Source organism: Streptosporangium sp. NPDC004379 (assembly GCF_042873875.1).
Taxonomy (GTDB): domain Bacteria; phylum Actinomycetota; class Actinomycetes; order Streptosporangiales; family Streptosporangiaceae; genus Streptosporangium.
This window is the reverse complement of the sequence record NZ_JBIAMC010000009.1, coordinates 319,871-340,177: the sequence shown is the minus strand read 5'-3', so window position 1 is coordinate 340,177 and position 20,307 is coordinate 319,871. Positions and strand designations below refer to the sequence as shown.

At 74.3% G+C, this 20,307-nt stretch carries 19 protein-coding genes; 11 read left to right on the top strand and 8 right to left on the bottom strand.

Annotated elements, in window-relative coordinates; genetic code table 11:
• Nucleotides 1-37 precede the first annotated feature (37 nt).
• Complete coding sequence (locus ACFYSC_RS21680) at nucleotides 38-691, bottom strand: response regulator transcription factor (RefSeq protein ID WP_362941983.1); 654 nt, start codon at nucleotides 689-691, stop codon at nucleotides 38-40.
• Entirely contained in the window at nucleotides 679-1,806 is a 1,128-nt protein-coding gene (locus ACFYSC_RS21675) for a sensor histidine kinase (protein WP_389964366.1), read from the bottom strand. Before ACFYSC_RS21675 ends, ACFYSC_RS21680 begins: the two co-directional genes overlap by 13 nt.
• A 131-nt stretch (nucleotides 1,807-1,937) precedes the next feature.
• On the opposite strand from ACFYSC_RS21675, the gene ACFYSC_RS21670 reads away from it, so the two are divergent.
• Nucleotides 1,938-2,315: a DUF6069 family protein gene (locus ACFYSC_RS21670; protein ID WP_389964363.1), complete on the top strand. Its 378-nt coding sequence runs from the start codon at nucleotides 1,938-1,940 to the stop codon at nucleotides 2,313-2,315.
• Between the two features lie 448 nt (nucleotides 2,316-2,763).
• Here the strand turns inward: ACFYSC_RS21670 and ACFYSC_RS21665 are convergent, their stop codons facing one another.
• Nucleotides 2,764-2,937, bottom strand: a complete 174-nt coding sequence (locus tag ACFYSC_RS21665; RefSeq protein ID WP_389964360.1) for a hypothetical protein — start codon at nucleotides 2,935-2,937, stop codon at nucleotides 2,764-2,766.
• A gap of 161 nt (nucleotides 2,938-3,098) precedes the next feature.
• Between ACFYSC_RS21665 and mihF the strand changes: the two genes are divergently transcribed.
• Nucleotides 3,099-3,407 (top strand): integration host factor, actinobacterial type, encoded by a 309-nt coding sequence (gene mihF / locus ACFYSC_RS21660; RefSeq protein WP_362941787.1) that lies wholly within the window; start codon nucleotides 3,099-3,101, stop codon nucleotides 3,405-3,407.
• 583 nt (nucleotides 3,408-3,990) lie between these two features.
• Complete coding sequence (locus ACFYSC_RS21655) at nucleotides 3,991-4,353, top strand: hypothetical protein (RefSeq protein WP_389964356.1); 363 nt, start codon at nucleotides 3,991-3,993, stop codon at nucleotides 4,351-4,353.
• 272 nt (nucleotides 4,354-4,625) lie between these two features.
• Here the strand turns inward: ACFYSC_RS21655 and aceA are convergent, their stop codons facing one another.
• Nucleotides 4,626-5,915, bottom strand: coding sequence for an isocitrate lyase (gene aceA / locus ACFYSC_RS21650; RefSeq protein WP_389964353.1), 1,290 nt, complete (start codon nucleotides 5,913-5,915; stop codon nucleotides 4,626-4,628).
• A gap of 240 nt (nucleotides 5,916-6,155) precedes the next feature.
• On the opposite strand from aceA, the gene ACFYSC_RS21645 reads away from it, so the two are divergent.
• Nucleotides 6,156-7,625 carry a helix-turn-helix domain-containing protein gene (locus ACFYSC_RS21645; protein WP_389964350.1) on the top strand — a complete coding sequence of 490 codons (1,470 nt, stop codon included), beginning with the start codon at nucleotides 6,156-6,158 and terminating at the stop codon, nucleotides 7,623-7,625.
• Nucleotides 7,626-7,694: 69 nt separating this feature from the next.
• On the opposite strand, the gene ACFYSC_RS21640 is transcribed toward ACFYSC_RS21645, so the two are convergent.
• Nucleotides 7,695-10,193 carry a hypothetical protein gene (locus tag ACFYSC_RS21640; RefSeq protein WP_389964347.1) on the bottom strand — a complete coding sequence of 833 codons (2,499 nt, stop codon included), beginning with the start codon at nucleotides 10,191-10,193 and terminating at the stop codon, nucleotides 7,695-7,697.
• Nucleotides 10,194-10,343: 150 nt separating this feature from the next.
• Between ACFYSC_RS21640 and ACFYSC_RS21635 the strand changes: the two genes are divergently transcribed.
• On the top strand, nucleotides 10,344-11,372 hold the full coding sequence (locus ACFYSC_RS21635; protein WP_389964344.1) for a glucosyl-3-phosphoglycerate synthase: 1,029 nt from the start codon (nucleotides 10,344-10,346) through the stop codon (nucleotides 11,370-11,372).
• Nucleotides 11,373-11,568: 196 nt separating this feature from the next.
• On the opposite strand, the gene ACFYSC_RS21630 is transcribed toward ACFYSC_RS21635, so the two are convergent.
• Complete coding sequence (locus ACFYSC_RS21630; protein WP_389964341.1) at nucleotides 11,569-12,321, bottom strand: DUF305 domain-containing protein; 753 nt, start codon at nucleotides 12,319-12,321, stop codon at nucleotides 11,569-11,571.
• Between the two features lie 219 nt (nucleotides 12,322-12,540).
• On the opposite strand from ACFYSC_RS21630, the gene ACFYSC_RS21625 reads away from it, so the two are divergent.
• Nucleotides 12,541-13,053 (top strand): hypothetical protein, encoded by a 513-nt coding sequence (locus ACFYSC_RS21625; RefSeq protein ID WP_389964338.1) that lies wholly within the window; start codon nucleotides 12,541-12,543, stop codon nucleotides 13,051-13,053.
• An 86-nt stretch (nucleotides 13,054-13,139) separates the two neighbouring features.
• Entirely contained in the window at nucleotides 13,140-13,793 is a 654-nt protein-coding gene (locus ACFYSC_RS21620; RefSeq protein ID WP_389964335.1) for a DUF305 domain-containing protein, read from the top strand.
• 168 nt (nucleotides 13,794-13,961) lie between these two features.
• Here the strand turns inward: ACFYSC_RS21620 and ACFYSC_RS21615 are convergent, their stop codons facing one another.
• Entirely contained in the window at nucleotides 13,962-14,609 is a 648-nt protein-coding gene (locus ACFYSC_RS21615) for a TetR/AcrR family transcriptional regulator (RefSeq protein ID WP_389964332.1), read from the bottom strand.
• Nucleotides 14,610-14,693: 84 nt separating this feature from the next.
• Here ACFYSC_RS21615 and ACFYSC_RS21610 point away from each other — a divergent pair, with 84 nt between their 5' ends.
• The 3 genes from ACFYSC_RS21610 to ACFYSC_RS21600 all read left to right on the top strand — a co-directional run bounded on the left by ACFYSC_RS21610 (nucleotide 14,694) and on the right by ACFYSC_RS21600 (nucleotide 18,727).
• A complete protein-coding gene (locus ACFYSC_RS21610; RefSeq protein ID WP_389964329.1) occupies nucleotides 14,694-15,911 on the top strand; it encodes an MFS transporter in 1,218 nt (405 codons plus the stop codon).
• Between the two features lie 135 nt (nucleotides 15,912-16,046).
• The gene (locus ACFYSC_RS21605; protein WP_389964483.1) at nucleotides 16,047-17,261 is read left to right on the top strand and encodes an acyl-CoA dehydrogenase family protein; all 1,215 of its coding nucleotides are present in this window, start codon (nucleotides 16,047-16,049) and stop codon (nucleotides 17,259-17,261) included.
• 212 nt (nucleotides 17,262-17,473) lie between these two features.
• Nucleotides 17,474-18,727, top strand: coding sequence for a cysteine desulfurase family protein (locus ACFYSC_RS21600; RefSeq protein ID WP_389964326.1), 1,254 nt, complete (start codon nucleotides 17,474-17,476; stop codon nucleotides 18,725-18,727).
• Between the two features lie 219 nt (nucleotides 18,728-18,946).
• Here the strand turns inward: ACFYSC_RS21600 and ACFYSC_RS21595 are convergent, their stop codons facing one another.
• Nucleotides 18,947-19,765, bottom strand: coding sequence for an NAD(P)H-binding protein (locus tag ACFYSC_RS21595; RefSeq protein ID WP_389964323.1), 819 nt, complete (start codon nucleotides 19,763-19,765; stop codon nucleotides 18,947-18,949).
• An 87-nt stretch (nucleotides 19,766-19,852) separates the two neighbouring features.
• Here ACFYSC_RS21595 and ACFYSC_RS21590 point away from each other — a divergent pair, with 87 nt between their 5' ends.
• The gene (locus ACFYSC_RS21590; protein WP_389964320.1) at nucleotides 19,853-20,272 is read left to right on the top strand and encodes a winged helix-turn-helix transcriptional regulator; all 420 of its coding nucleotides are present in this window, start codon (nucleotides 19,853-19,855) and stop codon (nucleotides 20,270-20,272) included.
• Nucleotides 20,273-20,307 lie beyond the last annotated feature (35 nt).

Genomic DNA, 20,307 nt, shown 5'->3' with positions numbered 1-20,307 from the left:
GCCGGGCGGCCGTGCGCCCCGGCCGGGGGCGCACCGGTCAGGTGAGGCCGGCGTCGTGGGCGAGGAGCGCGATCTGGGTGCGGTTTCCCAGGTCGAGCTTGGTGAGGATGCTGGAGACGTGCGCCTTCACCGTGGTGACGCCCATGGCGAGTTCCGCGGCGATGTCCGCGTTCGTCCGGCCGCGCGCGATCGCGAGGACCACCTCGTGCTCGCGGGGGGTGAGGGCGGCCAGCGCGGCGCGGGCCCGCTCGTAGGCGCCGGCCTGGGCGACGGTGCGGTCCATCAGCCGCCGGGTGACGCGCGGGGACAGGATCGGGTCGCCCGCCGCGACCCGGGTGACCGCCTCCACGATCTGCGGCGGCGGGGTGTCCTTGAGCAGGAATCCGCCGGCTCCGGCGCGCAGCGCGTGCAGGATGTTCTCGTCGGTGTCGAAGGTGGTCAGCACGATCACCTCCGGCGGGCGGGCCCGGGCGCGGAGCCGCCGGGTGGCGGTGATGCCGTCCACGCGGGGCATCCGCAGGTCCATGAGGACGACGTCGGGGGCGTGGGCGTCGGTGGCGGTGACGGCCTCCTGGCCGTCGGCCGCCTCGCCGACGACGGTGATGCCGGCGGCGCCGTCCAGCATCATGGACAGGCCGGCGCGGACCAGGGCGTCATCGTCGACCAGGAGCACGCGGATCACGCGGGCCATGGTAACCATGCCCGGAGCAGGAACCGTCCGCCGGTGTTCTGGTGGTCCAGCCGTCCGCCGGCCAGCCGTACCCGCTCGGTGAGCCCGACCAGGCCGACGCCGCCGCCGGGCACGGCCGGCGCCGGGCCCGGCGCCGGCAGCGGGTTGCGGACGTCGATCAGCAGGCGCGTGCCGGGGGAGCCGCGCAGCAGCACCTCCACCGGCTGGCCCGGGGCGTGCTTGCGGGCGTTGGTCAGCCCCTCCTGGACGACGCGGTAGCCGGTCCTTCCGGCGGCGGGGGGCGGGACGGCGCCGGCGGTCTCGTCGGCGACCCGTACGTCCTGGCCCGCCTGGCGCGCCTCGGCGACCAGCCGCGGCAGGTCGGCCAGCGTGGGCTGCGGTTCGGGTTCCTCCAGGAGGTCGTCCTCCTCGCGCAGCAGTCCGATCACCTGACGCAGCTCCTCCAGCGCCTGGTGCACGCCGGAACGGACCACTCCGGCGGCCCTGGCGAGCTGCTCGGGGGAGGAGTCCGGGCGGTACTCCAGCGCCCCGGCGTGGGTGGCCACCAGTGACAGGCGATGGGCCAGCACGTCGTGCATCTCCCGGGCGATCCTGCGGCGTTCGGCCATGCGGGCCTCGGCGATCCGCCGGCCCTGCTCTGCCTCGGCACGGCGGGCGCGCTCGCGCAGCGAGGCGAGCAGCGCGCGGCGGGAACGGGCCAGCGCGCCCCACCCGAGGAGCGCGCCGTACGAGGCGCAGATCAGCAGCAGCCACCAGCCGAGGGAGATGCCGGAGCTCGGCCGCCACAGTCCCTGGAGCGCGTGGGCCGCGAGGCCCGCCGCCGCCACCGCCGCCGCGACGGGGAACCGCCTGCGCTGGGCCACCTGCAGCGCCCCCGTCGTCGCCGCCGGGGTGGCGGCGGGGGAGAGCACGGCGAGGAGGGTCGCGGCGAGCGCTCCGGGGACCGGCCACCACAGCTGGGCGAGCGCGGCGGCCAGGCTCGCCGCCCCGACCGCGGCCTCCGGCCACGGCGGCGGCCCGCCGGCCCGGCCCCACAGCGACAGGGCGGTCAGCGCGCCCACCCCCAGGAACGTGATCGTCACTGCCACGGGGTGCGGGGGCCGGGTCTCGCTCACCGGCCCAGGCTAGGCCGCGGAACGGAGGATCCGTCACCTACCGAAGTAGGAGGCGGCCCCCACCGGAGGAGGACGGAACGCGACCTCGGGCCCGATGCGGTTACCGGCCCGGCCGGGCGAGGCTGACCGCCGTGAACACCTCCCTCAGAAGATTCCTCGTAGTGGTGATCGGCGCCCCCGTGGCGGCCCTGGTCGTGTGGGCGCTGGCGGTGCCGCTGGCCGGAACCGCGCTGACCGTGCGGACGGGCGGCGCCACGCAGACGGTCGGGCCGGTGTCGGTCGTGGTGGTGAGCCTGCTGGCCGGACTGGCCGGCTGGGCGCTCCTGGCCGTCCTGGAACGGTCGGCGAAGCGGTCCGGCCGTGTCTGGACGATCGTCGCCCTGGTCGTGTGCGTCCTGTCCCTCCTCGGCCCGCTGGGCAGCGCCGCCGGCGCCGCCGCGACGCTGGTGCTGGTCCTGTTGCACCTGGTCGTCGGCGCGGTGCTCATCCCGGGGCTGGCGCGGCGGTGAGGCGCCCGGGCGTCCTCGGGGGCTCGCCCGGCCCTGCCTCCCGCGGCGGTCCGCGCCGGGTGCCGCCGGATCCGCGCGCCGTCCGCGCCGGGTGCCGCGGGTGGAGGTGCCGGGGCGGTCCGCCGTCTCCCCCAAGGCGGCGGACCGCCCCGGCCGTTCAGCGGCCGGCCTGTGCGGCCAGCCGTTCCGCTTCCCGGTGCAGGGCTTCGATGAGGAGAAGCTCCAGGCGGAGCCTCTCGTCAGCGAGGCCGTCGAGTACTTCCATGCGGGCCTCCCTGCTCACACGGACGCCCTGGTGATCGGGAAAGTTCACGTCGATGCCGAACCGGCCTCGCCTTTCGGTTCCTTCGGTGACGCGCAACCGGCCTCGCCCGCGGGACGACCGGTTCTGTGATCGTCCTCCCGGCGCCCCCGCGCTCCCGACGTCCCCGCGCATCCGGCCGCCTCCTCAGGAGGAGACCAGTTCCGCCAGGTCGACGTGCTCTCCGACCTCCCGCACATCGGTGCAGTACGCCAGGAGCACCTGACGGTCACCGACACGCCGGGTCACGCGCAGGCACGGGAGGTCGTGGAGCACGACCGCCTCCACCTCGATGCCGTCCGGTCCTTGCCAGATACTCATGAGGTCGAGGCTACGAAGAGTCAGGTAAGTCTGGGGTAACCAATCGGGCATATCGTGGTGGTCAGTGAAGGATGCCCCGTTTTTCCCTGGTTCCAGGATGATTAGCCGCGTCGCTATGGGTAACAGGACGGCAGAACCCAAGCAACCAGGGAGAAACCAACATGGCCTTGCCCAAGCTAACCCCCGAACAGCGTCAAGCGGCGCTCGCCAAGGCCGCCGAGACGCGTGCGGCCCGGGCCAAGCTCCTGGCCGACGTCAAGGCCGGGTCCGTGAGCCTTGAGCAGCTGCTCGGCCGCGAAGACGAGGTCGCCAAGCGCATCAAGGTCTCGCAGGCGCTGCGAGCGCTGCCGGGCATCGGCAACGTCAAGGCGGCCCAGCTCATGCAGGCGGCCGACGTGGACGAGACCCGTCGGCTCGGCGGTCTCGGCGCCCAGCAGCGCCGCAAGCTGCTGCAGGCCGTCGAGCGCTGATCCCCCGGGGCGCGCCGGCCCTCGGCGCGCCCGGATCCCCCGGACATCGCGCGGACGGCCAACGGCCCCACCGTCCGCGAGCCGCCCGGAACGGAGGGCGGCGGAAGAGGCCCCGCCGTACGGACCCCCGTACGGCGGGGCCTCGCCGCGTCCCCATGAGCCCGCGAGGGCCCGCCGCCGTCTGGACCCGCTCAGGAACGCCGATGTCCGGACCCGCGAGGGGGCGCCGGTGTCTGGACTGAGGAGAGAGCGAGCGCAGCGAGCGAACGACGAGGGAAGACACCGGCTAAGAGCCCCCGAGCCGCGACACGCAGTGTCGCCATGAGCACTACCCCGAGCCGCGACGCGCAGTGTCGCCGTGAGCCCGCTCGGGGGCGCCGGTGTCTGGACTGAGGAGCGCAGCCGCGGAGCGGCGGAGTGACGAGGGAAGACATCGGGTAAGAGCCCCTGAGCCGCGACACGCAGTGTCGCCATGAACACAGCGTCGCCATGAGCCCAGCGGGGAAGAACCACAGAAGGGAACGTCGTCCGCGCTGGAACTCCCGCGTTCGAGTGCCGGATACTGGACGCCGAAGGGGGCATCATGAAGCGGATCATCGCAGTGGCGGCGCTGCTGGCGGGCACCGCGGCGACGCTTTCCGGCGCGGGCGCCGTGGCCGAGGCGAAGCCCAGGACGCCGGTGAGCGAATCGCAGTACCAGATCCTCCTCGACCAGTGCGACTACGCGGGCACCGCGCGGCTCCGGTCCGACTGCCGGACCCGGGTCAGGGACACCTACCGGATCGGGGCGGTGAACCCGAGCCTCGACTGCCGCACCTACTCCGGGGTCACCGTCTGCGGCGATCTCACGCTCACCGGGAAGCAGTGCGAGTGCGTGGCGAACCTGGTGAAGGCCGGCCTCTCCTACCGGCGGGCCGAAGTGGAGTGTTACGCCGCCGCCTCGTAGTCCCCGTGATCGCCGCCGCGGATCGGACGCCGTCCGGTCCGGGAATCGCGCCCTGGCCGTGTCGTCCGCCGCGGGCGGACAGCCGGATGCCCCGCCTCCCGGGGGGTGAGGAGGCGGGGCGTTCGCCCTGGCCGGCGGTTCGAGCCCGGGGGCGCGGCCGGGGCGGTTCCCGCGCCGGCGCGGTCCGGGCGGCCCCCCGCATGCCCTGAGGGGGATGGGCCCGGACCGCGCGGGCGCTCGCGGTCACCGCCGCCGGCGCGCGTCTCCGCGGGTCAGTGAGCCTCGAACTGCTCCTCCTCGGTGGAGCCCCGCAGGGCCGTGGTGGAGGAGTCCGGCGCGATGGCCGTGCTGACCAGGTCGAAGTATCCGGTGCCGACCTCGCGCTGGTGGCGGGTGGCGGTGTAGCCGCGCCGCTCGGAGGCGAACTCGGCCTCCTGCAGCCGGACGTAGGCGCTCATGCCCTCCTCGGCGTAGCCGTGGGCCAGGTCGTACATCGAGTGGTTGAGCGAGTGGAAGCCCGCCAGCGTGATGAACTGGAACTTGTACCCCATGTGGCCCAGTTCCCGCTGGAACTTGGCGATCGTGGAGTCGTCCAGGTGCTTCTTCCAGTTGAAGGACGGCGAGCAGTTGTAGGCCAGCATCTGGTCGGGGTGGCGGGCCTTGATCGCCTCGGCGAACTCGCGGGCCACGTCCAGGTCCGGCGTGGAGGTCTCCATCCACAGCAGGTCGGCGTAGGGCGCGTAGGCCAGGCCGCGGGCGATGCAGGCGTCCACGCCGTTGCGGACCCGGTAGAAGCCCTCGGCGGTGCGCTCGCCGGTGGTGAAGGCCTGGTCGCGGGGGTCGACGTCCGTGGTCAGCAGCGTCGCGGCCTGGGCGTCGGTCCGCGCGATGATCAGGGACGGGACCCCGCAGACGTCGGCCGCCAGGCGGGCCGCGTTGAGGGTCTTGATGTGCTGGCTCGTCGGGATGAGCACCTTGCCGCCGAGGTGGCCGCACTTCTTCTCGGAGGCGAGCTGGTCCTCCCAGTGCACGCCCGCCGCGCCGGCGGCGATCATGCCCTTCATCAGCTCGAAGGCGTTGAGCACGCCGCCGAAGCCGGCCTCGGCGTCGGCCACGATGGGGGCAAGCCAGTGCGGCGCGTTCCCGTCTCCCTCGGACCAGGTGATCTGGTCGGCGCGCAGCAGGGCGTTGTTGATGCGCCGCACGACGGCCGGGACCGAGTTCGCCGGGTAGAGGCTCTGGTCGGGGTAGGTCTGCCCGCCGAGGTTGGCGTCGGCGGCGACCTGCCAGCCGGACAGGTAGATCGCCTTCAGGCCGGCCTTGATCTGCTGGACCGCCTGGTTGCCGGTGAGCGCGCCCAGGGCGTGCACGTAGTCCTCGGAGTGGAGCAGGTTCCACAGCCGTTCGGCGCCGAGCCGGGCCAGGGTGTGCTCCTCCTGGACCGATCCCCGCAGCCGGATCACGTCCTCGGCGGTGTAGGCCCGCTCGGTGTCCTTCCAGCGGGGGTCGTTCTCCCACTCGCGCCGCAGTTCCTCTGCGGCTCCCTTGAGGCGATCGATCATTTTTTCACTCCTTGTCGTCCCCTGGGTGCCTTGATCCGAGTGTGAGTCGGGGCGAAACGGGCGAACAAGGCAGAAGCGATCGAAAGAAAGTCATTTTTTCCTACATGGCGAATACTCACCGGTATTCGAGACAGAAGAACCGCTCAGTTTGCCCTGTGGACTAGACCAATCACGTGACGCGGGTCACAGCTACCCTCGCCGTATGGAAATATCCGTTGAAATTTCGTCTAGCATCGGAGCATGGGATCGCTGGTGGGTGAAGAACCGCTGACCTTGACGCAGGAGCTGGACCTGATCGCGTTCGGCCAGCGTCTCAAACACCTGCGCAAGCAGCGCGGCCTCACCCTCGCCGACCTCGGCGAGCGTGTCGGCCGTGCCCCCAGCCAGCTGTCCCTCCTGGAGAACGGCAAGCGCGAGCCGAAGCTGTCGCTGCTGAAGTCGCTGGCCGCCGCGCTGAACGTGCCGGTGGAGGAGCTTTTGCGCCGCCAGGCGCCCAGCAGGCGGGCGCAGCTGGAGATGGCGCTGGAGGAGGCGCAGCGCGACCCGATCTACGCCGGGCTCGGCCTGGCCAGGCTCAAGGTCTCCGCCCGCGTCCCCAACGACGTGCTGGAGCACATCCTCGGCCTGTACGGCGAGCTGCGCTCACGCCAGGCCAAGGGCACCGCCACCCCCGAGGAGGCGCGTGCCGCCAACGCCGAGCTGCGCCGTACGCAGCGCGAGCGGGGCAACTACTTCGAGGAGATCGAGAAGGCGGCGGCCGAGGCGCTGTCGGCCGTCGGCTACCGCGCCGGCGCGCTGTCGCAGAGCACCGTCCAGGCCCTGGTCACGCACTTCGGCTACGCCGTGCAGACGGTCCAGGACCTGCCGCGCTCGGTGCGCTCCATCACCGACCTGCGCAACCGGCGCATCTACGTCAAGCACGAGCAGCTCGGCATGCACAGCCCGCGCACCATCCTGCTGCAGACCCTCGGCCACCTCGCCCTCGGCCACCACAAGCCCCGCGACTTCGCCGACTTCCTGCGCCAGCGCACCGAGGCGAACTACTTCGCCGCGGCCGTGCTGGTGCCCGAGGCCACCGCCGTGCCGTACCTGCGGGAGGCCAAGCAGGACCGGGCGCTGAGCGTGGAGGACCTGCGCGACGTCTACGCCGTCTCCTACGAGATGGCCGCGCACCGCTTCACCAACCTCGCCACCCACCACCTGGACCTGGCGTGCCACTTCGTCCGCAACGACGCCGGCGGCATCATCTACAAGGCCTACGAGAACGACGGCATCGTCTTCCCCGCCGACGAGCAGGGCGCGATCGAGGGCCAGCGGATGTGCCAGCAGTGGTCGGGCCGGCAGGTCTTCCTCTCGCCCGACCGGTTCTCGGTCTTCTACCAGTACTCCGACTCGCCCACCGGGACCTACTTCTGCGTCGCGCACGTCGATCCGAGCCGCGAGCGGGACTTCGCGATCACCCTGGGCGTGCCGTACCGGGAGTCGCGCTGGTTCCGCGGGCGGGAGACCGTCAACCGGACCCGCTCCGGCTGCCCCACCGGCGACTGCTGCCGCCGCCCGCCGGTGGAGCTGGCCCGCCGCTGGGAGGGCTACGCCTGGCCGTCGGCCCGGGGCAACTCCCACGTCCTGGCCGCGCTGCCCCCGGGTTCCTTCCCCGGGGTGGACGAGGCCGACGTCTACACCTTCCTGGAGCGCCACGCCATCGGCTGAACCGCGTCGCCACCCCGGCCTCCTGCCTTCCCTGCCGGAACGGCGTGTCGCACAGGGGCCCGGGGCCCGTCACACGGGCGGTCCGCCGGGCGGCAGCGTCAGCGACGGGTGGCCGAAGAACCGGTAGGCGGTCGCGGTGGCCGGCGCCTGGCAGCGCAGGGAGCGCAGCACCTCCGCCGGGGGCTCCCCGGCCAGGCAGCGCCGGTAGAACTCCCGCGCCAGGCCGTCGTCGCCGACCGGCCAGAGCGGGGCGACCACCGCGCTCGCGCCCGCCAGCAGGAACGCCTGGCAGTCGTCCGGCTCCTCCAGGAAGACGAACGGCGCGCCGCCCATGCCCCGGCCCAGCGCCTCGGCCGCCGAGCTTCCGGCGGTGAAGTGCACCACGTCCGTGGGCTGGGACAGCAGGGCCAGCACCTCGCCCAGCACGGGGTTGATCCGGGCGGCGCCGTACGCGCCGGTCAGCGGGTGGGGCTCGGCGCCGCCGTAGACCACCGCCATGCTCCGCCCGGCCGCCCGCGCGGGCGGCGGCAGCTCGGGGCGCCGTCCGCCCAGCGGCCAGCGGCCGGTCGTCGTCTGGCAGTTCAGGAACGGCGGGATCGACGGGTCGAACGGGTGCTCCAGCGCGGCCAGCTCCCAGGGGACGTGCGTCTCCTGGGAGACGATCAGCACGCTCGGGCGGCGCGGGGCGACCCGGGCCGCCACCGCGTGCAGCAGTTCCCAGAACCCCCGGGGGATCCGCGCGGCGATCCGGCGTCCCATGTCGTCGAGGCTGCCGGCCTCCTCCGCCAGATGCCGCCCGAACTCCGAGATCCGCGTGCCCAGCTCGCAGACCTCCGCCCGGTCGGGGGTGAGGAAGTGCGGCGAGTGGTAGGTCCACCACAGCCGTCCCGGCTGGTCGCCGTGGACGACGACCGCGGTGACGTCCGGCGGCTCGGCGTCGCCTCCCGTGCGGATCCTGGTCCCGGCGGCCGGCTGCCCCTCGCCCTCCGGGGGGAGCGTGCCGGGGGCGCCGACGACGGCGAGGGCGCGTACCCCGAACCCGGTGACCTGGCCGCGCACCGAGTGGACCGCCTGGATCTGCCGGGCGGTGACCGGCTGCTCCTGCGGGAGCGCCACCAGGCGCACCGCCGTCCTCGGGTACGGCGTGGCCGGATCGACGCGCAGCCGCACCCGCCAGCCGCCGGGCGCCTCGAACCCCTCGGCGACGAGCTGGACGTCCAGGTCGAACGGCTCCCCGGCGTACGGCGCCGCCGGGCCGGCGGATGCGGAACCCGGGTTCGCGGGCGTGGCGCCGGGGACGGTTCCGGGAGCGGCGCCGGGTTCGCCGGGCACCACGCCGACCTCCACCAGGGTCTCCGTCCCGGCGACCACCTCGCCGGTCACCCGGATCAGCGGGAACCCGGCCCACTCCGGGCCGATCGGGGCGGGCTCGGCGCGCCGCCTGCGGAAGGCGCCGGTCAGGCGGCCGAGCACCGAGGGGCCCCTGCCGCCCTGCGCCGAACCGGCGGGGTGCGGTGGCTCCTCCGGACCGCCCCGCCGTACGGACGTGGTGGCCTGGGCGTCCTCGGTCCGCGCGGAGCCCAGCAGGCCGGGCGGCGGCCACGCGGGGCCGGTCTGCGCGGGCGGCGCACCGGCCGGCATGGGCGGTCCGGCATGTCCTGTCTGTCCGGGGGGCGGCCACACCTGTCCCGGCGGCGCGGCGGGCGGTGCCGGCGGAACGACGTTCCCGCCCGGAGGCCCGGCGAACGGCGTCTCCGGCCCGATCCGGCCGTCGGGGAACGGAAGGGACGGCGCCTCCCGGCCGTCCTGGCCGGGGAACGGCCACTCCGGGGAGACCGGTCCGGCGGGGGGCCCGGCCGGCGGCTCCGGCTCCACGTGGCCGATGACCGGCGGGTTCACGTCCACCGGCTCGGCGATCAGCGGCGGGCCGACCGGCGCGGGGAGCGGCGGGTTCGGACCCGGGATCTGTCCTCCCGGGCCGGGCGGCGTTCCAGGACCCTCGGCGCCGGGGAACGGCGGCGGGTTCGGGGAACCGGGGAACGGCAGGCCGGGGTCGGCGGGCATCGGCGGGTTCGGCGAACCGGGCGGCGGCATCCCGGGACCGGTCGGCATCCCGGGGCCGGGGGGCATCGGCGGGTTCAGCGGGCCCGGAAGCGGCGCGCCCGGGTGCGGCGGGCCGTACGGCGGACCGCCCGGCCCGGCCGGTCCGGGGCCGTCGGCGGGGAACGGCGCGCCGGGTCCTGGGGGGAGCGCGGGGGCGGCCGGGAACGACGCGCCGGGTCCGGCGGGGAGCGCGGGGGCGGCCCCGTGCGGCGCGCCGGGACCGGCGGGCGCACCACTGTCCGCGCCGCCGTCCGTGCCGTCCGCGGTCATCAGCTCGCTGAACCGTTCCCAGACGGGGCCGTACTGGACGATGAGCATCACGATGGCGTCCGCCAGCGGTCCGGGAGCCTGCCGGCCCTCCTGCGCCAGCAGCGGATCGAGCTGCTCGCGCAGCTCCCCGGAAGACCCGCCCAGCAGCCGGTCAAGCTCGTCACGGACGATGCGTGCCGCCTTCATCACGGCCACCGGGTCCATGGTGCCCCTTTCCCTCCAGTCTGTGCCGATCCTCCCACCTGTAGGGAGCGCGGAAGACAGGAGGTGTTCCCCGATACTCGTCCATGATTATCGACACATATGGTGAGAGCCGTAGGTCGTCGACGGTGAGAAGGGTGGGCTGTGCTGCCTGAGGTGGAGGCATGGCTGCGGCGACGCACCTCATCGTCGGACGACTGGCCGCTGCCGTGGCTGCTGGAGGCCAAGGGCGACGCGACCGTCAGCGTCGTGCTGCCCGCGCGTGACGAGGCCGGGACGGTCGGGGACATCGTCGCCGCGATCCGGCGCGACCTGATGGAGACCGTCCCCCTGGTGGACGAGCTCGTGGTCGTCGACTCCCGTTCGGTGGACGACACCGCCGCGCGCGCCGCCCGGGCCGGAGCCAGGGTGGTGGCGCAGGACGAGGTCCTCCCCGACCTCAAGCCGCTGGACGGCAAGGGGGAGGCGCTGTGGAAGTCGCTCGCCGCGACCTCGGGCGACCTGCTGGTCTTCGTCGACGCCGACCTGCGCGAGTTCCGGACCTCGTTCGTGACCGGCCTGCTCGGCCCGCTGCTCGCCGACCCGGACGTGGTCTACGTCAAGGGCTGCTACGACCGGCCGCTGTGGGACGTCCAGGGCGGCGGCGGGCGCGTCACCGAACTCGTCGCCCGCCCGCTGCTCAACCTGCACTGGCCGATGCTCGCCGGATTCGTCCAGCCTCTGGCGGGGGAGTACGCGGGACGGCGCTCGGCGCTGGAGCGCGTCCCGTTCGTCACCGGCTACGGCGTGGAACTGGCCCTGCTGATCGACCTGCTGGAGCTCGCCGGGCTCGACGCGCTCGCCCAGGTCGACCTGGGCCGCCGGGTCCACTCCCACCAGTCCACCGAGGCGCTCGGCGGGATGGCCGCCCAGATCCTGCAGACCTGCTGGTCCCGGCTGGAACGCCAGAACAAGATGATCCCCCTGCACGAGCCGTCCCCCCGGCTGGTGCAGTTCCGCCGCGAGGCCGGGAGCATCGGGGAGGCCGGGAGCGCCGGGAGCACCGAAAAGGCCGGAGGGACCGGAGGGTCCGAGAGGGCGGTGGGGCACCGGGCGGTCGTCCGCGACACGGCCGTCGCCGAGCGCCCTCCGATGTCCACCGTCCCCGACCGGCGCTCCCACGCCCCCGGCTGACCTTCCCGGAGGGGTACACGACCGCCGCGCGGCGGGGGCCGCCGGCCGGGATGTTCCCGGGAGGCCGGGGTGGCAGGGGCGAAGGTCAGGACGGCTTCGGACGCCTTGGACTCCGGGACCGGCCTCGGGCCGTGCGTCCGGCCCCGGGGCCCGATCCCGGCCTGCCGCCCCGGATCATGGGGGCGAGATCCGGGAGTCAGCCCGTTCGCGTGGGCGCCGGTTCCGAAGGCGTCTCCGGGCCGGGAGCGGGGGCCGTGCCCGTGGGCGTCGGCATCGGGCCGTGCGGCATGCCCCGCTCGCCGTACCACTCGGTCAGCCACCGGTGCATCCGCCGGATCTCGGCCCACTGGTCGTCCCGCACGGTGCGCGCGAACTCCGCGACCTGCGGGTGCCGGATGTCCCCGTGTGCCAGCAGCCGTTGGGACATCATGACCGCCATCATGTGGTGCCGGATCATCTCCCGCAGGAACGTCCGGTCCAGCGCCTCACCCGACAGCCCTGACAGGTCGCTCATCATCGGCCGCTGCCGGATCTCCGCGGGGCACCCGGGGTACCACTCGGCCAGCCAGCCCCGCATCTTCGCGATCTCGGCGTTCTGTGTGGTGACGATCGACTCGGCCAGGCGGCGCAGTTCCGGCCGGTCGGAGCGCCGTAGCTGCTCCGCCGCGCTGACGGCCTCCCGGTGGTGTGGGATCATCCGCGCCAGATAGGCGTACTCGTTGTCCGCCGCGTGCATCGGGCCGCCCGGCCCCATGCCCGGCCCCATGCTCGAACCCATGTCCGGCCCCATGCCCGGTCCCATGCCGGGGCCGGTGGGCGGGCAGGGGCTTCGCGATCCGGAAGGGGCCGGGGTCGGCTGCCCGGCCGCACCGGTGGCGGTGACGCCCACCGCCACGGCCGCCAGGAGCGCCCCGGCCGCGATCCGCGCCGTTACCGCGTGTCGTGTCATCTCGACCCCCAACCGCTCGTGCGGTCCCTCCTCCCACGGTAGACACGCCGCGTCCCGGCGGGTCACCGGGCCCACCCCCGTTCCGGGTGCGACCGGAGCCGCCCCGTCGCGAACCCGGTACGGCCGTGCCCGCCGCGGGACCGGCGCCGGGCCGACCTATGCTTTCCTGCGGTGACAGGCCCGTGCCGACGGGCGGAGCGCGAGCGTGGGGGAGGGGAGATGGACGGTACGGCCCGCCGGCCCGCCCTTCCGGCGCATCGCTGGCTGCTCCTCGTCGCCCTGGTCCTCGGCGTCGCCGGGATGCACACGCTCGGGCACCTCGACCATGGCGGGCGGCACGACGGCATGCCCGGCATGGTCGAGGCCGCCCCCGCGGTTCACGCTCTCCCATCCGCCGCGGTTCACGCTCTCCCATCCGCCGCGGTCCGCGCTCTCCCGTCCGCCGCTCTCCCGTTCGGCCACCACGGAGACGCGGCGTCACACCCGGCACCGGACCTCCGGCGGTCGCTCTCCGGCCCCGGCGGCCCCCTTCCCTCCTCCGATCCGTCCTCCGTCTGCCTGGCCGTGCTCACCTCGCTCGTGTCGCTGCTCCTCGCCGGAGCGGCGTGGATGTGGACGCGCCGGAGCCTGGAGGCACGGCCCGCCGGCGTACGGCCGGTGCCGTTCGTCGCCCGGCCGCCCCCGCGAAGGACGGCTCTGCGTCTCGCACGTCTGTCGGTCCTGCGCATATAGGCCGGCCGTTCCCGTGGGCGGCGGCTGGAACGCGCCCGCGGACGACCGGTTCGCAGATCCGACGGAAACGAAAAGAGAACGCGAAGATGTCCACCCACCACCTCAACCGCCCCGCCCCGCGCAGGTTCGCCCTCGCCGTCGTCGCCGGGGCCGGCGCCCTCGCGCTGCTCACCGCCTGCGGCGGCGGGGACGGCACGACGGCCGCCCGGCCGGGTCACGACGGCATGACCGGCATGCCGAGCGGGGCGCCCACGCCCGCCGCGACCGCCTCGCACACCGCCGCGTTCAACGCCGCCGACGTGATGTTCGCCCAGATGATGATCCCGCACCACCGGCAGGCCGTCACGATGGCCGAACTCGCCGCGACCCGGGCCTCGGACCCGGAGGTGAGGAACCTGGCAGCGAAGATCAAGGGAGCGCAGGACCCGGAGATCGCCACCATGACCGGCTGGCTCAAGGCATGGGGTGCGCCCGAGATGCCCGACGGCGGCCACATGGGACACGACATGCCCGGCATGATGAGCGAGGAGGACATGGCCGGTCTCAAGGCGGCCGAGGGCGCCGGGTTCGACCGGATGTTCTCGAAGATGATGATCGCCCACCATGAGGGGGCGGTCGACATGGCCGAGACCGAGCGGGCGCAGGGCGCCGACCCCGGCGCGAAGAAGCTCGCCGCCGACATCGTTATCGCCCAGCGGGCCGAGATCGGGCAGATGCGGAAGATCCTCGACCGGCTCTGAGACGAGTTCCGGCCGCCGGGCACGATCGGAGGCGGCCGGTGACGGGAACGGGCCGGTGGCGGATGCGCTCGGTGCGCGCCCGCCACCGGCTCCTCTCGCCGCCCGCGGGCATGGAGACGGCCCACGGAGCGTCCCGGCTCACGCGGTCGGCGGCCTGGCCGGGCCGTTCTACTCGGCGGGGCCGGCCGGGCGGACGCCGTCCGCGGTCGCCGGTTCCCCGCCCTGGGCCGGGCGGGCGCCGTCCGCCTCACCGGCCAGGGCGGTCCGCGCGAAGGCGACGAGGTGCTCGCGCATCCGCAGCCGCCCCTCCTCGGTCGCCGCCTCGTCGCCGAGGATGATCCGGCCGAGCCGCGACATGACCGCCGGCCAGGCGGCCAGGCCGATCAGTGTCATCATGGTGCGCGCCGTCTCCTGGGACGGCTCGCGGCCGAGTCCCGCGGCGAGCGACTCGGCCTTCCTCTCGCATTTGGTGACCCGGTGCTCCTGCCCCTCCAGCTCGCCGTCGCGGTAGTGCAGCGACTCCCACATCAGCAGGCGGACCAGCTCCGGGTGGGTGCGGTAGTAGTCGTGGAGCCTGGCGACGTACTCGACCGGGTCGTCGCCGGGCATGGCGACCGCCGCGGTCAGCTCGTCCATCACGGTGATCATGACCTGGTCGAAGAGCTTCTCCTTGCTGCCGAAGTAGCCGTAGATGCGCTCCTTGTTGACTCCGGCGCGCTCGGCGATGCGGTCGACGCGGGCCCCGGCGATGCCGTGGGCGGCGAACTCGGCGCGGGCGGCGGACAGGAGGGCGTCCCTGGTGGCTTCCTTCGGCATGCGCCGAGTGTACGGGACGACCGCCCTTCCGTGGAACCAACCGGTTGGTTGACTTCCAACCGGTTGGTTGGCTACGGTCCTGCCATGACGATCTCCCCGCCGGCCCCGGCCACCCAGGCCGCGGCCCTCCGCTCCGGCGGGTTCGCCCCCCTCGGACGCACCCTCGCCGTCTTCTCCCTCGCCGCCGTGCTGTCCAGTGGCCAGCTGTACGTGGTGATCCCCCTGCTGCACGGCATGGCCGCCGGCTGGGGCGCCGCCCAGGCGAGCCTCACCTGGCTCGTCACCGCGTTCGGCGTGGGCTACGCCGCCGGATTCCTGATCTTCGGCCCGCTCTCCGACCGGTACGGCCGCAGGCGCCTGATCCTCGCCGGCCTGCTGGCCGCCGCGGTCGCCACCGCCCTCGTCACCGTCGCGCCGGGACCCGGCGCGGCGATCGGGCTCCGCGTGCTCCAGGGCGTCGCGGTCTCGGTCTTCCCCCCGGCGGCCATGGCCTACCTGGGCGAACGCGTCACCCCGCACCGCCGTACGCTGTCACTGGCCACCATCACCAGCGCCTTCCTCGCCGCCGCGGTGCTGCTCCAGGTCGCCGCCCAGGCGCTGGCGGGGGCGATCGGCTGGCGCGGGGTGTTCCTGCTGTCGGCCGCGGGGTTCGCGGCCTCCGCCGTCGCCGCCCGCGCCGTCATGCTGCCCGACCCGCCGCGTACGGCCACCGGCTCCCTCGCCTCCGCCTACCGCGCGATCCCGTCCCTGCTGGCCACCCCCGCGCTGCTGCTCCGCTACGCCGGAACCGTCACCATCCTGACAACGTTCGTCGCCGTCTACACCGGCCTGCAGCTCGCCGGCCCCGCCGAGATCACCGGCTCACCCCAGGCCCTGCTCGCCCTGCGGATCAGCGGCCTGCCGTCCATGCTGGCCGTCCCGCTGCTGACCCCCGTGCTGGCCCGCTTCCCCGCCCCCCGGCGGGCGACGGCACTGCTCGTGGTGGCGGCCCTCGCGCTCGTCGTCGCCGGGGCCGCCGAACCGGGCGTGACCGGGCTCGCCCTGCTCCTCGCCCTCTACGTCTTCGGCGTCGCCGCCGGCACGCCCGCGGTCAACGAGAACATCGGCGCGATCGCCGGCGGCGCCCGCGGCACCGCCCTGTCCCTGTTCACCTTCTCCCTCTTCCTCGGCGGGAGCCTCGGACCGCAGCTCGCCACCGCCTTCGCCGGCGGCGGGTTCGGCCTCCTGATGTACGGCACGGCCGCCCTGCTCCTCCTCGGCGTCCTGGCCCTGGCCGCCGCCGCCCGCACCGGCCGCACGTGACCCCTCCCCGCCCCGCCGTACGGACCGGGTATGGGCACCCGCACCGGCCGTCCGGCGGCCCCGCCGTACGCCCTGGCCTACCGGGCGGCCGGGCGAGCCGTTACGGTGGGCAGCGCGCGAAAGGAGTTGATCACGATGAGCGAGGCCGGCTTCTGCCCGGAGCTGGGTGACGACGTGCGGGAGGTGCGCGACTGGGTGCGGGAGTTCGCCCGCACGGTCGTCCGCCCCGCCGGGGCCGAGTGGGACGAGCGCGAGGAGACGCCCTGGCCGGTCATCCAGGAGGCCGCCCGGATCGGGCTGTACTCGCTCGACTTCTTCGCGCAGCAGTGGTTCGAGCCCAGCGGACTGGGCCTGATCGCCGCGTTCGAGGAGCTCTTCTGGGGCGACGCCGGCATCGGCCTGTCCATCGCCGGCACCGGCCTTGCCGCGGCGTCCCTGGCCTCCGGCGGCACTCCCGAGCAGGTGGGGGAGTGGCTGCCGCAGATGTTCGGCACCCCCGACGACGTCAGGGTCGGCGCGTTCTGCGCCTCCGAGCCCGACGCCGGCTCCGACGTCGGCGCCATCCGCACCCGCGCCGTCCCCGACGGCGACGACTGGATCCTCAACGGCGTCAAGACCTGGGTCACCAACGGCGGCATCGCGAACGTCCACGTCGTCGTCGCCTCGGTGGATCCGGCGCTGGGCACCCGAGGCCAGGCGTCCTTCATCGTCCCGCCCGGCACGCCGGGCCTGACGATGGGCCAGAAGTTCAAGAAGCACGGCATCCGCGCCTCCCACACCGCCGAGGTCGTCCTGGAGGACGTCCGGGTGCCGGGCTCGTGCCTGGTCGGCGGCCGGGAGAAGCTGGAGGCCCGGCTGGAGCGGGTCCGCGCCGGCGGGCGGGCGGGCGAGCAGGGGGCGATGCGGACCTTCGAGACGACCCGCCCGGTGGTGGCGGCGATGGCCGTGGGCATCGCCCGCGCGGCGTACGAGTACGCCCGCGACTACGCCCGCGAGCGCGAGCAGTTCGGCCGGAAGATCGGCGAGAACCAGGCGATCGCGTTCCGGCTCGCCGACATGGCCACCCGCGTCGACATGGCCCGCCTGATGACCTGGCGCGCCGCCTGGATGGCCCGCAACGAGCGCTCCTTCGGCCAGGCCGAGGGGTCGATGTGCAAGCTCGTGGCCGGCGAGGCCGCCGTCTGGGTGACCGAGCAGGCCATCCAGATCCTCGGCGGCGCCGGCTACACCCGCGAGCACCCGGTCGAGCGTTTCCACCGCGACGCCAAGATCTTCACCATCTTCGAGGGCACGTCCGAGATCCAGCGCCTCATCATCGGCCGCGCGGTCACCGGCCTGCCCGTCCGCTGACCTCGGACGGCACCGGGCCGGCCCCGCCGCCTCTCCCGGCGGCCGGCCCTCACCGCCGGATCGGAGCGCCGGCGAACGCCTCGGCCCCGAAGGCACCGGTCCGCCGGGCGTCACGGTGCCGTCCGGCCGATCCCGGGGAGCCGGGGAAAGCCGGGGGAACGGGCGGGAAGCCGTACGGGAAGCACGCGCCGTTCCTCGTGGCCGGGGAGCCCGTGCGATGCTTTCCGGAAGACGGGCTTCCTGAGCGGCGGCGCGCGGGGCCGCCCGCCGCGCTCCTGACCGAGAGCGGGCGCGACGTGGGTCATCCGGGCCTCGACGAGGACGTCATCTACCTCGACTACAACGCCACCACGCCGGTCGATCCGCGGGTCGCCGAGGCCGCCTGGCCGTACGTCAGCCGGTTCTTCGGCAATCCCTCGACCTCCTACGGTTACGCCGAACGGCCACGCCGGGCCCTCGCCGAGGCCCGGAGCGAGGTGGCCGGGCTCATCGGAAGCCGGCCCGAGGAGATCGTCTTCACCAGCGGCGGCTCGGAGTCCGACGTGACGGCGATCCGCGGGCTGGTCCCGCCCGGCGGTCACGTCGTCACCCAGCGGACCGAGCACCCCGCCGTGCTGCGGACCTGTCAGAGCCTCGCGCGGCTGCACGGCGTCCGTGTCACCTACCTGCCCGTGGACGAGCGCGGCCTGGTCGATCCGGCCGAGCTGGAGGCGGCCGTCACGGCGCGGACGCACCTCGTCTCGATCATGACGGCCAACGGGGAGACGGGCGTCCTGCAGCCCGTCGCGGAGCTGGCCGGGATCGCGCACCGTCACGGGGCGCTGTTCCACACGGACGCCGCCCAGGCGGCCGGCAAGATCCCGCTGGCGGTCGGCGATCTCGGCGTGGATCTGCTCACCGTGGCCGGCCACAAGCTGTACGCACCCAAGGGGATCGGTGCGCTCTACGTGCGCGAGGGGGTGGACATCGAGCCGCTGCTCCACGGCGGAGGCCAGGAGGGAGGGCTGCGGGCCGGCACCGAGAACACCGCCTACGCCGTCGCGCTGGGCGCGGCCTCCCGGATCGCCGCCGAGGAGACGCCCCGGGAGGCGGCGCGGCTGAGCGCCCTGCGCGACCTGCTGCACCTGCGGCTGCACCAGCGGCTGCCCGGAAGGGTCCTGCTCAACGGGCATCCCGGCCGGCGGCTGCCCGGCACCCTCAACGTCAGCGTCTCCGGGGCCAGGGGGGCCGACCTCCTCGCCGCGACGCCGCGGGTCGCCGCCGCGACCGGCTCCGCCTGCCACACCGGCGACCCTGAGCCCTCCGCCGTTCTCCTGGCGATGGGACTGGACCGGGACCGGGCGCTGGGCGCGGTGCGCCTCTCGCTGGGACGGTGGACGACCGAACGGGACGTCGAGACGGCGGCACGCCTCCTGGCGGACGCGGCGCACCGGCCGGGCGGACCGGCCGCCGCCGTGTCCCCATGACCGGCCTTCCTCATGCCCCGCCCGTCGCTGGTGTCGATCCTGCGCGCCGTCACCCCGCGCGGCGACCGGCCCGTCGGCCCCGTCCACCGCTCGCCGTCCGCCGGCTGAGCGCCGGAAGGCGCCGGGTGGCCCGTGGCCGTGACCGGGTCCTCCCGGGACGGCCGCGGGGAGGACCCGGTTCACCGCCCGGCGTGCGGTACGGCGGTCAGACGCGTGCTGTCAGACGTGTGCCTTCGGGCGTGTGGCGGAGGCGACCGCGACGGCTGCGGCCAGCGGGTCGCGGGCCGGGCGGCCGAGAAGGCCCGTGAGGTCGGGAGCGGTGCCGTCCAGGAAGCCGTGCCGGATGCCCGTGGCGATCGAGGCGAGCATGGGCGGCTGGAACGGCAGGAGACCCGGCGCCTCCAGGAGCCTGCGCCGGTACTCGCCCAGGCCGATGGCGCGGTGCGGAACCCCGAGCCGGTCGGCCACCTGACCCGCCGTGATCGGCCTACCGACGAGGTCGTAGACGCGCCCACCGTGTCGCGCCGCACCCGCCGCGACGACCGCCGCGGCGTCGGCGAGGTCCTCCCGCGCGACCGCCGCCAGGGCTCCGTCCCCGAACGGGGACTCCAGGCCGTCTCCGGCCCACATCAGCAGGCCGCCGAAGAGTTCGGCGTACAGGCCGTTGCGCAGGATCGTCCACGGCAGTCCGCTCGCCCGCACGAGGCGTTCGGTGGCACGGTGCGCCGGCGCGAAACCGAGGTGGTCGCCGGCCGTGGTCAGGCTCGTGTAGACGACATGGCCGACGCCGTCGCGGACGGCGGCGTCCAGAACCGCCGCGTGCCGCTCGATGACCTGGTCGTCCTCGGCGTAGCCGGCGGAGATCAGCACCAGGGTCGACACCCCGGCGAGATCGAGCCCCGCGTGGTCGTCGAAGTCGAGACGCCGCATCCCCCCGCCCGGCGTGCGGCTTCCACCCGTCGCGGCGATGCCGCGGGCACGCAGCGCGGCGAGGGTGGCCGAGCCCAGGTTCCCGTTCGCTCCCGTCACCAGGATCATATGAATCACAGTCTTCCGTCGTGGTTCTCATCGGTAACTACGCTTGATCCTTGACCGCACGCCCACCGGCCACAAGAAGGCAGTTCGATGTCACCCACGCACACCGGGGTAACCGCCCCCGCCGACCTTGACCCCTGCGGACGCGCGGACCACCCCGACTGCGGCATCCGCGATGTCCTGGACCGCATCGGCGATAAATGGTCGGTGCTCGTGATCGTCGAGCTCGCGAGCGGGCCGCGCCGGTTCCGCGAACTGCAGCGCGCCATCGACGGCATCTCCCAGCGCATGCTCACCCTCACCGTGCGCAGGCTCGAACGCGACGGCCTCGTGCTGCGCACCGTGTACCCGACCGTCCCGGCCCAGGTCGACTACCGCCTGACCGGGACCGGGACCGATCTGACCCACCTGGTCAAGGCGCTCGCCGACTGGTCACTCGCCCACCGCGCCGTCATCGCCGAGGCGCGGCACGCGTACGACCGGACCCACCCCGACCATGACATCCGCTGACGAGGGCCGCCGTCGCCGTACATCGGCTACTCATG